Annotated in this window: 9 protein-coding genes and 1 pseudogene; all 10 read left to right on the forward strand. The window is 36.8% G+C overall.

All coding sequences use genetic code 11. From position 1 onward, the window contains the following. Nucleotides 1-65 precede the first annotated feature (65 nt). The 10 genes and pseudogenes from recG to ACZLXV_RS09115 all read left to right on the forward strand — a co-directional run bounded on the left by recG (nucleotide 66) and on the right by ACZLXV_RS09115 (nucleotide 12,068). Complete coding sequence (gene recG, locus ACZLXV_RS09070; RefSeq protein WP_482383191.1) at nucleotides 66-2,066, forward strand: ATP-dependent DNA helicase RecG; 2,001 nt, start codon at nucleotides 66-68, stop codon at nucleotides 2,064-2,066. A gap of 56 nt (nucleotides 2,067-2,122) precedes the next feature. Then, entirely contained in the window at nucleotides 2,123-3,838 is a 1,716-nt protein-coding gene (locus ACZLXV_RS09075) for an AAA family ATPase (protein ID WP_482383192.1), read from the forward strand. A gap of 97 nt (nucleotides 3,839-3,935) precedes the next feature. Further along, on the forward strand, nucleotides 3,936-4,490 hold the full coding sequence (gene rsmD, locus ACZLXV_RS09080; RefSeq protein ID WP_482383193.1) for a 16S rRNA (guanine(966)-N(2))-methyltransferase RsmD: 555 nt from the start codon (nucleotides 3,936-3,938) through the stop codon (nucleotides 4,488-4,490). A 9-nt stretch (nucleotides 4,491-4,499) separates the two neighbouring features. Continuing rightward, the gene (gene coaD / locus ACZLXV_RS09085; RefSeq protein WP_482383194.1) at nucleotides 4,500-4,973 is read left to right on the forward strand and encodes a pantetheine-phosphate adenylyltransferase; all 474 of its coding nucleotides are present in this window, start codon (nucleotides 4,500-4,502) and stop codon (nucleotides 4,971-4,973) included. A 14-nt stretch (nucleotides 4,974-4,987) separates the two neighbouring features. Next, nucleotides 4,988-5,608: a F0F1 ATP synthase subunit B family protein gene (locus tag ACZLXV_RS09090; RefSeq protein ID WP_022224921.1), complete on the forward strand. Its 621-nt coding sequence runs from the start codon at nucleotides 4,988-4,990 to the stop codon at nucleotides 5,606-5,608. A gap of 60 nt (nucleotides 5,609-5,668) precedes the next feature. Further along, nucleotides 5,669-6,079, forward strand: a complete 411-nt coding sequence (locus tag ACZLXV_RS09095) for a cell division protein ZapA (protein ID WP_482383195.1) — start codon at nucleotides 5,669-5,671, stop codon at nucleotides 6,077-6,079. Nucleotides 6,080-6,227: 148 nt separating this feature from the next. Then, nucleotides 6,228-8,651 carry a U32 family peptidase gene (locus ACZLXV_RS09100; protein ID WP_482383196.1) on the forward strand — a complete coding sequence of 808 codons (2,424 nt, stop codon included), beginning with the start codon at nucleotides 6,228-6,230 and terminating at the stop codon, nucleotides 8,649-8,651. A gap of 19 nt (nucleotides 8,652-8,670) precedes the next feature. Then, entirely contained in the window at nucleotides 8,671-10,095 is a 1,425-nt protein-coding gene (locus tag ACZLXV_RS09105; RefSeq protein ID WP_482383197.1) for an FtsW/RodA/SpoVE family cell cycle protein, read from the forward strand. 124 nt (nucleotides 10,096-10,219) lie between these two features. Further along, nucleotides 10,220-11,542 (forward strand): annotated as a pseudogene (locus tag ACZLXV_RS09110) (peptidoglycan D,D-transpeptidase FtsI family protein). 73 nt (nucleotides 11,543-11,615) lie between these two features. Next, the gene (locus ACZLXV_RS09115; RefSeq protein WP_022224916.1) at nucleotides 11,616-12,068 is read left to right on the forward strand and encodes an NUDIX hydrolase; all 453 of its coding nucleotides are present in this window, start codon (nucleotides 11,616-11,618) and stop codon (nucleotides 12,066-12,068) included. Nucleotides 12,069-12,081 lie beyond the last annotated feature (13 nt).

Here is a 12,081-nt window from a genome sequence, read left to right on the forward strand (position 1 = left end):
AAGCAATTCTTGGAGGGCAAAACGCTGGTTTTGCCCTTTTTTAAAGAAAATATAGGAGAAATTCGATGGAACTTAATGACAGTATTATAAAAATTAAGGGAATCGGAGAAAAGAGTGAGAAGCTTTTCAACAAATTGGGAATATCAACAGTTGGAGAGCTTCTTTGCTATTATCCGAGAGAATACGAGATATTCAGACAGATAGAAAATATTTCAGGAGTAGTGGAAGGCAGGACGGTTATAATTGAGGGAAGTCTTGTCTCAAAACCCAAAAATGCAAGACACGGAAATTTGAAAATAATTGAGTGTGACATAAAAGATGCAACAGGAATATTGAGGGTTGTGTGGTTTAATATGCCGTTTTTGATGAAAACACTTCATATGGGAACTAAATATATTTTAAGGGGAACAGTTGTAAACAAAAATGGTATATTGAGGATTCAGCAGCCTAAGGTGATAAGTATGCAGGAATATGCGAACAGTATAGACAAGTTGTTTCCGATATATTCACTAACAGCAGGACTTACAAATAATATGGTAACAAAGGCTGTAAAAAACTGTATAGACAATGTGGAAATTGATAAAGATTTCCTGCCAGCGGCACTGAGAAAAAAATACAATCTTATTTTGTGGAAAAAAGCTATAAAAGGCATTCATTTTCCGAAAGACAAGGATGAGTGTATAGATGCGAGAAAACGTCTTGTATTTGATGAATTTTTTCATTTCTTTACTGCGATGAAAAAGCTGAAAAAAGACAACACAAAAGAAAAGTCTGTTTTTGATTTCCGTGATATGAGTATTGAAAAAAAGATAAAAGACAAACTGCCATATGAACTGACCGGGGGACAGGAGAATGCACTTAGTGACATAATAGGCGATGTAGGTTCGGGCTATGTTATGAACAGGCTTATACAGGGGGATGTGGGTTCCGGAAAAACAATAGTTGCCATTATAGCTCTTGCTTTGGCAGTGGAAAATGGATGTCAGGGTGCGATTATGGTTCCGACGGAAGTTCTTGCAAAGCAGCATTATCAGTCATTTTGTGAGATTCTTGACGAATTTGGAATAAGAGTGGGAATGCTTATAGGTTCCATGACGGCATCTCAGAAGAAAAAAGAATACGAAAAAATAGAAAACGGCGAAGTTGATATAGTAGTGGGGACACATGCGCTTATACAGGAAAAAGTCAAATTCAAAAATCTTGCACTTGTCGTGACGGACGAACAGCATAGATTTGGAGTAAAACAAAGAGAGACATTATTTTCAAAAGGAAAAGAGCCTCATATGCTTGTTATGAGTGCAACTCCGATACCGAGAACTCTTGCGATAATATTGTACGGTGATCTTGATATATCAGTTATAGATGTTATGCCGGTGGGACGTTTACCGATAAAAAACTGTGTTGTCGGAACAAATTACAGAAATCAGGCATACAAATTTATGCAAAAGGAAATAGCGGCAGGTCATCAGGTATACATTATATGTCCTATGGTTGAGGAAAGTGAAAATATGGAGGTAGAAAATGTAACCGATTATACAAATATGCTGGAGACAACTATGGCTCCATCTATAAGGATAAAGGCGTTGCACGGCAAGATGAAAGCTTCATTAAAAAATGAGATAATGGAACAGTTTGCAAAACATGAGATAGACATTCTTGTATCAACTACTGTTATAGAAGTAGGAATAAATGTTCCGAATGCAACTGTCATGATGATAGAGAATGCCGAGAGATTTGGTCTTGCGCAGCTTCATCAGTTAAGAGGGCGTGTCGGAAGAGGTGACAGCCAGTCGTACTGTATTTTTATGGCAGGAAATCCATCAAAGGAGACAATGAAAAGGCTTCGTGTATTAGAGGAGTCAAACGATGGATTTTTTGTTGCAAAGCAGGATTTAAAACTTCGTGGACCGGGAGACTTTTTTGGGATAAGGCAGAGCGGGGAAATGGATTTTAATCTGGCTGATATTTATCAGGATGCCGATATAATGAAAATGGCGAACGATGCCGCAAATGAGTTTGAAATATCCGTAAATGATTGCAATTATGGAAAAAAGATAGTAATATAAGCAATAAAGGTGTTACAGGAACGGTGTGTTTGGAAAGTTTGGAGGATTTTGGTTTGATGGCAGCAGAACAGTATACACAGGATAAACTGCTTGAGCTTGGCAAGGACAACTATAAAAAACTCGTGTCATATTGTGAAATACTTGAGGTAAATGGTTTTTGGGATCAGGCAAGGCAGGTTATGAAAAAGACAAGCACTCAGGTGCTTGACTTGTATGTGCAGTCGGTGCTTATGAATCTTGCAATTCATTGTGGTGATATATTGGAAAATCAAAAAGATTTTATAAGATTGGTAACAAAAACCAATCCGCTTTCAATACCTTCAAACGGAGATATTGAAGAAAAATCATATGTACAGAGCAGGCAGTATTATGAATTGCCGCCTGTTCTTTTGCAGCTTTGCGGTTTGTATGACAAGGAGCGCAAAGAGATTATGACGGAGTATTTTTTAGATGCCTTCCTGAATATTCTTTTGTGCATGGCGTACTTGAATGACGGAAAGGACGGCAAGGTAAATGAGTTTATACAGAAATATTATGATAAGATAAGCAATTTTGTTATAGACAGAGATGCTAAAGTACATTCTGAGTATATTATCAGAAAACTTACATCAAATGTCATAAGATGTGATGTTGAGTGGGTAAGACAGAAACAGTCCGTGATTGATAAGGAGAGGGACCGAAGACAAAAAGAAATAGAAAAAAAGAGAGCTGAAGCGAATAAGAAAAGAAACAAAAATGTAAAAAAGATAACTAAAACCAAATTAAAAGAGATTATCACAAATGATGATGATACAAAGAAATTTGTTCTCACAAATGATGGTGATATATTATCCGATGAAGAAATAGAGAAACAAAAGATTGTAAAACAGCAGGAAGAAGAACGTCTCGCAAGAGAAGAATTTATGAAAGTTAAACAACGTATTCTTGAGAGAGAACGTCTTCAGAAAGAAGAGAAAGAAAAGCGGATAAAGGCACTTGTGGACGAGTTAAACGGTATGGTAGGATTATCCGAAGTTAAGGAGGAGATACAATCTCTTATAAATCTTATCAAGATAAGAAAGTTAAGGGAAGAGATGAACATGCCCGTTATGGATATGTCATATCATATGGTATTCACCGGAAGTCCTGGAACAGGGAAAACAACAGTTGCAAGGCTTGTGGGAAAAATTTATAAGGAACTTGGGATACTATCCGACGGAAAGATGATAGAAACCGACAGGTCAGGTCTTGTTGCAGGATATGTCGGACAGACTGCAATGAAAGTTCATGATGTTGTGAAAGAAGCGATGGGTGGCATTTTGTTTATTGATGAGGCATATTCGCTTGTAAATCCGGATATGCCAAACGACTTTGGAACAGAGGCGGTAGATGCACTTGTCAAGCTTATGGAGGACAACAGGGACAATCTTGTCATAATAGTTGCGGGATATACAGAAGAGATGAAAACATTTCTTAAAAGCAACACGGGACTTGTATCAAGATTCAACAAATTTATAAACTTCCCTGATTACACGAAGGAAGAACTTGTAAGTATATTGTCGGTTATGGCAGGAAAAGCAGGACTAGAGATAGAAGAAGGAGCAAAAGTAAAAGTTCTTGAACTATTAAATAAAATGAAAGCATCACAGTGGAAAAATTTTGGAAATGCGCGAGGAATAAGAAATTTATTTGAAAAATTTGTGATGAATCAGGCCAATCGTCTTGTAAAAATTGAAAATCCGACAAGGGACGATTTGATGATCATAAAAGAAGCGGATGTGTTTGACCGTTAGCAAAGAGTGTGTTAATATATAACAATAGATGTATTTGACCTTAGAAAACGTCTATAAGTAAAATAAAATATATCCGTTTTGATGGAGAGACTTAATTATGAGAATTATTGCAGGAAAAGCAAGAAGGACAAATCTGATTACTCCGGAAGGCAGCCATACCAGACCGACATCAGACAGAATAAAGGAAACATTGTTTAATATGCTTCAACAGGAGCTATATGATGTAAGTTTTTTGGACATATTCAGCGGAAGCGGCGGAATAGCGCTTGAAGCTTTGAGCAGAGGTGCAAAAGAAGCTGTTATGATAGACAACGATTCCGAAGCCGTGAGATGCATCAAGGAGAATATAAAAAGAACACATTTTGAAGATGTTGCAAGAGTTTTAAAGATGGATGCCGTGTCGGCATTAAAAAAATTGGAATTGACAGGAAATAAATTCGATATTATTTTTATGGATCCTCCGTACAATCATGATATTGAAGCAAAGATATTAAGTTTTTTGTCAGGTTCGGATATTGTGCATAAAGATACTCTTATAATTGCAGAGACTTCATTGGATACAGATATTTCTTATATGTATGATATATACAATGTTGAAAAAGTAAAAGAATACAAGACAAACCGTCATGTATTTATAAGGATAGATGATTGAGGAAAAAAGATGAGTACAGCAGTTTTTCCGGGAAGTTTTGACCCGGTTACGAAAGGGCATATGGATTTGATATACAGGGCTTCAAAAATGTTTGATGCATTGGTGCTTGGAGTTCTTATAAACAGTTCAAAACAGCCGCTTCTTACTTTAGAAGAAAGAGTAAAGCTTCTTGGTGAAGTGACAAACAAAATGCCAAATGTAAGGGTTGAAGCATTTGAGGGATTATTGGTGGATTTTGTTAATAAATGTGATGCGGATGCGATAGTGAGAGGTTTGAGAAGTGCAGGAGATTTTGAATATGAACTTCCGCTTGCACAGGCAAATTATAAATTGAACGGCAGGGCAGATACGATATTTCTTGCTACATCACCGCAGTATTCATATGTGAGTTCAAGTGCCGTAAAAGAACTGATGAGATATAATGCAGATATAAGTGGTTATGTTCCGATGGAAGCACTTAAATACTTAAATCGAGATAAATAAACGGGGGAATTAAAATGCAGGACAGCAGAGACAGTAGAATTGAACAGAAAATTGAAGATATTTATGCGTTTGTAGAGAGTTGTAAGATGCAAAGACTATCAGCTACAAGAGTTATAGTACCTAAAGATGAACTTTATGATCTGCTTGATGATCTTCGGAGGGATATACCAACAGAAATAAAAAGATACAGAAAAATATTAAATCAGAGAGACCAGATACTTGACGATGCAAATACAAAAGCACAGGCTATGCTCGCCGATGCAAAAGAGCAGTACAAAGCTCTTGTCGAGGAACACAATATTATGCAGCAGGCTTATCAGCAGGCTGAAAAAACTGTAAATGAGGCGAATGCAAGAGCTCAGGCTATTATTGATGATGCGAGAAAACAGGCTGAGGAGATTGGAAACGGAGCTATTTATTATACATCCGACCTTCTCACAATGGCAGAAAAAACAATACAGGCAGCGTATACAAATACTTTGAACAATTCAAAAGTTCTTGAGAAATCTCTTAGTGATTATCTTGAAACTGTAAGGAAAAACAAAGCGGAACTTGTTGTAGACCAAAGCAGTGCTGCACAAAACAACAGTGAAGCAGATAAAGAACAGATGGCGGATGATTTATCTGCTGAGTAGACATCATGTGCAGATGATATAATCATGTGTTCATGATATAATCAAAGGAGAAAGTGGCAGATGAATACGAAAAATGATGTTGAAGTTATTATAAATGGAAAACAATATACACTAAGCGGATATGAGAGCAGTGAATATCTTCAAAAGATTGCTAACCATATAAATGACAAAATAGCTGAGTTTAAACAGCAGGAAAGTTATCTCAGACTTGATACTGAGATGCGTAACATCCTTCTTGCTATAAATCTGTCAGATGAATATTATAAAGCCATAAAAGATTCAAATGATTTAAAAAATGAAAACGAAGATATGGAAAAGGAAATATTCGACATAAAACATGAAATGCTTACAATGCAGTCGGAGATAGATAAGGCGAAAGAAAAGATTAAAGAATTGTCGGATGAAAAGCAGAAAGCACAAAATGAAATAATAAGGCTTGAAACGGAGTTAGGAAGAAATAGACGCAGATAAATAAAATGGGGACTGTTTACAGTCCTCTTTTTATGGAATAGGAAATTGCTGTAATGTAGTGGTGTACCAGCAAGAATTTCTTTGAAATTCTTGCTAGGGCAAAGCGCTGGCTTTGCCCTTTTTTATGATTTTGAAGGAGGAAAGCAACTTGGCAAACCAGATAAAAGTACCAGAGATACTTGCACCGGCAGGATCATTTGAGAGTTTAAAAGCGGCGGTTGCAGCAGGATGTGATGCTGTTTATATAGGAGGAAGCAGATTTGGCGCAAGAGCATATGCGGACAATCCCGAAGGAGATGATATGCTTAGAGCAATTGATTATTGTCATATATATGGAGTAAAGATATATATGACAGTAAATACACTGCTTAAAGAGCGTGAGATTGCTGAACTTTACTCTTTTTTAAAACCATATTATGAAGCTGGGCTTGATGCGGTAATAGTTCAGGATGTCGGTGCAATGAGAAATATTCACACATGGTTTCCAGAAATGGAGATACATGCAAGTACGCAGATGACTATAACAATGGGTGTATCAGACGATTTGTTAAAAAAATACGGAGTTACAAGAATTGTTCCGGCAAGGGAGCTTACCATCGGCGAATTAGAACAGATGAGAAAAGATACCTCGATGGAGATGGAAGTCTTTGTTCACGGCGCATTATGTTATTGCTATTCAGGGCAATGTCTGTTCAGCAGTATGCTTGGTGGAAGAAGCGGCAACAGAGGAAGATGTGCACAGCCGTGCAGACAGCCTTATCTTGTAGAAGGAAATAAGAGTGATATAGGTGATTATATATTAAGTCCTAAAGAATTATGTAATCTTCCTTATGTTTGTGAGATGATTGAGGCCGGAATCGATTCATTTAAAATAGAAGGGCGTATGAAAAGACCTGAATATACGGCATTTGTGACATCAATTTTCAGAAAATATGTAGATTTATATGCCGCTATGGGAAAAGATGCATATAAGGAATACCTTAAGAAACACAATAAAGAATTTGCAAACGACATGGAAAACCTTCAGGAAATATACAACAGAGGTGGATTTACGCAGGGATATTTGGAGGGATTGTCAGGTGTTCCATATGAGAAAAACAAGAGCAAAAATGGTAAGATGTTATCTGCAAAAAGACCAAAACATGGTGGAGTACTGGTTGGAGAGGTGATTTCAGTCGGAAAAGGCAGATTGAAATACAAAACAGTTAAAGAATTATATCCGCATGATGTAGTTGAGTTCCGCAATGATAATATGGAGCAGGAATATGAGTATACTATCGGTGAAAACAAAAAGGCAGGAAGCATTGTAGAAGCCAAGTTCAAATATGGAAGCCGTATACACCGGGGAGACAAGGTTTACAGGACAAAGAAAGCATGTCTGCTTGAAAAAATAGGAGCAGATTTTATTGAAAAGGAAAAGAAGATACCTGTTATCGGAGAATTTTATGCTTCAAATGGACAAAAAGCGCATTTAAAAGTAAAATGCGGTGAAGATGAGTACACGGTATACGGTGATGTATGCGATACTGCGTTTAAAAATCCGGCAACAAAGGAGAGTGTGGCAAAGAGTATATCACAGACAGGGACAACTAAATTTGAATTTCAAAAATTGGATATACTTATAGAAGACAATCTTTTTGTTCCTGTCGGAATGTTGAAAAAAATGAGACGAGAGGTTCTTGCGGGACTTGAAAATGAAATATTGTCAAAGTATAGAAGAAATTGTGCTAAGAGTGCCGACAGTCACAACGAAACTAATAGCAAAAAGGAACAGAAGCAGATTGAAATGATAGTCTCTGTTATGAAATTAGAGCAGCTTCAATGTGTCCTTGAACTTAACATTTCCGGTTTAAAAAAGATATATCTTAGAACAGAACTGTTAAACGCCGGTCAGTTAAAAGATGCGGTAAATATGATAAATTCAAAAGGAATTGACGCATATATTGTTATGCCTCATATATTCAGAAAAAATGTCTGGGAAAAACAGAACTTTGAAAATGAATGTGCAGGATATGTGATAAAGAACTTTGAAGAATTTACTTATCTGACAAAAAAGTGTGGTGTCACACCTGAAAAGATAGTTACAGATGCACAAATGTATACTATGAACAGCGATGCAGTACGTTTTTGGAGAGAAAACGGCGTGGAAAGATTTACAATGCCGTTTGAACTTACAATGTATGAGATGGACGAACTTGCAGATACAGAAGGCTGTGAGTTTATTATGTATACGCATATTCCGATGATGGTTTCGGCACAGTGTATAAGACATAATATTGATGAATGTGCCGCTTTATGCAAAGATAAGAATAAAATGAACGATATGTTGTGTTTTGAAGATAGAAAGAAAAGAAAGTTTATGGCAATAAATTATTGTAAATACTGCTATAATATTATCTATAAGGCAAAGCCGCTTTATCTGAAAAAATACGAGGAAGTTCTTCTGGAAAAAGGCATATCTTCATTCAGGTATGATTTTACATTTGAGGACTGCGAGACTATAAAAGAGATATTGTGCGGCAGATACAGGGGAGACTATGATGAAGGTCATATGCTAAACGGCGTGGAATAGCAGGAGGAGTTTTTGATTTATGAACAAGCAGGAAGCAGCTGACAAACTTATAAATATGTTCGGAAACATGAACATTATCGGGGTGTTGCATTCAATACTCGTAGAAACTTCAAAATATATAATTATTATATTGTTTGCGATTTATGCGTGGCATTGTTTTACGGTATTTATAGGAGGAGACAGAGAGCGTGAGGAAAGAGTATATAAAAGACAGCAGAAAATAATGTTTGGCATACATTTTATAGCTGCGCTTGTTTTATTTTTAAACAGTATTGACATAAAAATATTGATATATTATGTATGTCAGCTTGTCCTTTTGATATTTATGTGTAAAGCATATCCGTATGTTTATAAAGGAATGTCAAAACTTATCCTAAACAATATGATGATGCTTTTGTGTATAGGATTTATAATGATAGAACGACTTGGCGGTAACGACATAATAAGACAGATGATATTCGTTGCTGCAACAGGTTTCATCTCATTGTTTATTCCACTGTTGATAGAAAAATTTCCTTATTTCGATAAGTTTGGAGTTTTTTATGCCATAATCGGCATAGTATTGCTCTCGCTTGTGTTTATTATAGGAAAAGAGAAAAACGGTTCGAGAAACTGGATAATAATCGGAAGTTTTGCGTTGCAGCCATCCGAATTCGTAAAGATTATATTTGTTTTTTTTGCGGCGGCAATGCTTGCGAGAGTAAGAAGTTTTGCGGATGTTGTAAAAGTATCAATACCAGCAGCAATACATGTGCTTATACTGATAGCTGAAAAAGACCTTGGCGGAGCATTGATATTTTATATAACTTATATAGTAATATTGTATGCGGCAACCAGAAAAGAAGGCTATATTCTGCTTGGAGCAGGAGCACTGGCTGCGGGAGCGGCTGCAGCATATAAGCTTTTTTATCATGTGAGGGTGAGAGTTGCAGCCTGGAAAGACCCGTGGAGTGATGTTGCGAACAAGGGGTATCAGGTAACGCAGTCGCTGTTTGCTATCGGTACCGGAGGATGGTTTGGAATGGGACTTTGCGAGGGAACGCCGCAAAAGATACCGGTATCAAAGACTGATTTTATATTTTCTGCCATATGCGAAGAAATGGGTGTTTTTTTCGGGTTATGTATTATACTTGTTGAGATAAGCTGTTTTGTTATGTTTATCAATATCTCATTGAAAATAAACAGCCGTTTTTATAAACTGACTGCTTTGGGGCTTAGTGTTGAATATATGTTTCAGACTTTTCTGACTATAGGCGGTGTGACGAAATTTATTCCGTCTACAGGTGTTACACTTCCGCTTGTTAGTTATGGAGGAAGTTCTGTTACAAGTACAATGATATTATTTGCGATAATACAGGGTTTGTATGTTAAAAATAGCGGAAGGGGGGAGATTGGTGAGACAGACGGCAAGAGACAGAGACGCAGCAGAAGAAATGAGGATTAGAAGGCGGTCAAAGGCTGATGATATGGTATATGATGAACAAAAAAGAGGAAACCGCCAGATATTTATCATAACATATTTTTTTGTTGCATTGTTTTTGGGGATGATGGTATATATAACTGTATTTATGCTCAGGGACAGTGCGGATATAATAAACAATTCGTATAACAAAAGACAGGAGGTTCTTGCCAAAAAAGTAAAGAGAGGAAAAATACTGTCAGCAGACGGCAAAGTTCTGGCGAAAACTATAACTGATAAAAAGGGAAATGATAAGAGATATTATCCTTATAACAATATGTTTTGTCATGTTATCGGGAGAATTACAAACAGCATGACAGGTGTGGAATTAAGTCAGTGTTATCCGTTACTTACATCTCATGCAAATCCGTTAGAACAGCTTATGGACAATTTTAAAGGAAAGAAAAAGCCGGGAGATAATGTTGTTACTACCATCAATTATAAACTTCAAAAAACAGCATATGACGCACTTGGAAGTTACAGGGGAGCAGTAGTTGCAATGGAACCGTCTACGGGAAAGATTCTTGCGATGGTATCAAAACCCGATTACAATCCGAATACCGTTGGGAAAGACTGGAATAAGCTTATATCGGGTGGTGACGGAAATTCAGCATTATTAAACAGGGCAACACAGGGAATATATCCGCCGGGTTCGACATTTAAAATACTTACAGCAGCGGAATACATTATTGAAAACGGAAGTAAATATAAAAATTATAAATATGTGTGCAAGGGAACAGACGAGTTTTATGGAAATAAGATAAGATGTTACGGCGGTGAAGTTCACGGAAAGGTAAATTTAAACAGAGCTTTTTCAGAGTCATGCAACGGGGCTTTTGCAAATATAGGTTTGAAACTTAATACAGACAGTTTCAAAAGTTTGTGCGAAAAATTTGGATTTAACAGAAAATTATCTGTTAATTTTAAATAAAAAAAAAGCAGTTTTGTTTTGAATGGAAAGTCGGACAAGGGTGAGATTATGCAGACTGCAATAGGTCAGGGAAAGACTGGAATAACACCGCTTGAAAATGTTCTTATAAGCAGCACTATTGCAAATAAGGGAAAAATGATGGTGCCGTATGTAATTGACCACACTGAGAGTGATTCGGGAAAGCAGGTAAAAAAATATTCGCCTAAATCAGCCGGAAAAATTATAGATAAAAGTGTGGCAGTGAGCGTTAAAAATCTTATGAAATCAGTTGTAAAAGACGGAACAGCTTCGTCATTAAACAGATTTTCATACAGAGTTGCAGGAAAAACAGGCTCAGCTGAGTTTGATTCAAAAGGGACATCACACGCGTGGTTTGTTGGATTTGCACCGGCGGACAACCCCAAAATAGCTGTCAGTATAGTTGTTGAGAGTGCCGGAACAGGAAGCAGATATGCGGTGCCGATAGCCGAAAAAATGTTTAGAGAGTATATCGGCGATTAAATGTTCTTGCAAAGAGTCATCAAAAAGAGTATACTTATATAAGTATGTTCACGCACACCAAGGAGGAATTGCAATGATTGAAGCAACGAGCTGTGGCGGTGTGGTGATTTTTAGAGGAAAGATTTTATTGCTCTACAAGAATTATAAACATCGATATGATGGCTGGGTTCTTCCGAAAGGGACAGTTGAAGCAGGTGAAGAGTACAAGCAGACTGCTCTTAGGGAAGTAAAAGAAGAAACAAATGTGGCTGCCAGTATTATCAAATATGTTGGCAAGAGCCAATATACCTTTAACACACCGAATGACACAGTAGTAAAAGATGTACATTGGTATCTTATGATGGCGGACAGTTATCATAGCAAGCCTCAAAGAGAGGAATATTTTGTGGATTCAGGATATTACAAATATCATGAGGCATATCATTTACTTAAATTTTCAAACGAAAAGCAGATACTTGAAAAAGCGTACAGCGAGTATCTTGATTTGAAAAAAAGTAATTTGTGGGGAAGTCATAAATATTTTTAAGTAATTGTTTATC

This window comes from Butyribacter sp., assembly GCF_056818865.1.

Bases quoted from the DNA above. Each gene is read 5' to 3' on its own strand.
- recG (WP_482383191.1), top strand. From the start codon at position 66: ATGGAACTTAATGACAGTATTATAAAAATTAAGGGAATCGGAGAAAAG.
- ACZLXV_RS09075 (WP_482383192.1), top strand. From the start codon at position 2,123: ATGGCAGCAGAACAGTATACACAGGATAAACTGCTTGAGCTTGGCAAG.
- rsmD (WP_482383193.1), top strand. From the start codon at position 3,936: ATGAGAATTATTGCAGGAAAAGCAAGAAGGACAAATCTGATTACTCCG.
- coaD (WP_482383194.1), top strand. From the start codon at position 4,500: ATGAGTACAGCAGTTTTTCCGGGAAGTTTTGACCCGGTTACGAAAGGG.
- ACZLXV_RS09090 (WP_022224921.1), top strand. From the start codon at position 4,988: ATGCAGGACAGCAGAGACAGTAGAATTGAACAGAAAATTGAAGATATT.
- ACZLXV_RS09095 (WP_482383195.1), top strand. From the start codon at position 5,669: ATGAATACGAAAAATGATGTTGAAGTTATTATAAATGGAAAACAATAT.
- ACZLXV_RS09105 (WP_482383197.1), top strand. From the start codon at position 8,671: ATGAACAAGCAGGAAGCAGCTGACAAACTTATAAATATGTTCGGAAAC.
- ACZLXV_RS09115 (WP_022224916.1), top strand. From the start codon at position 11,616: ATGATTGAAGCAACGAGCTGTGGCGGTGTGGTGATTTTTAGAGGAAAG.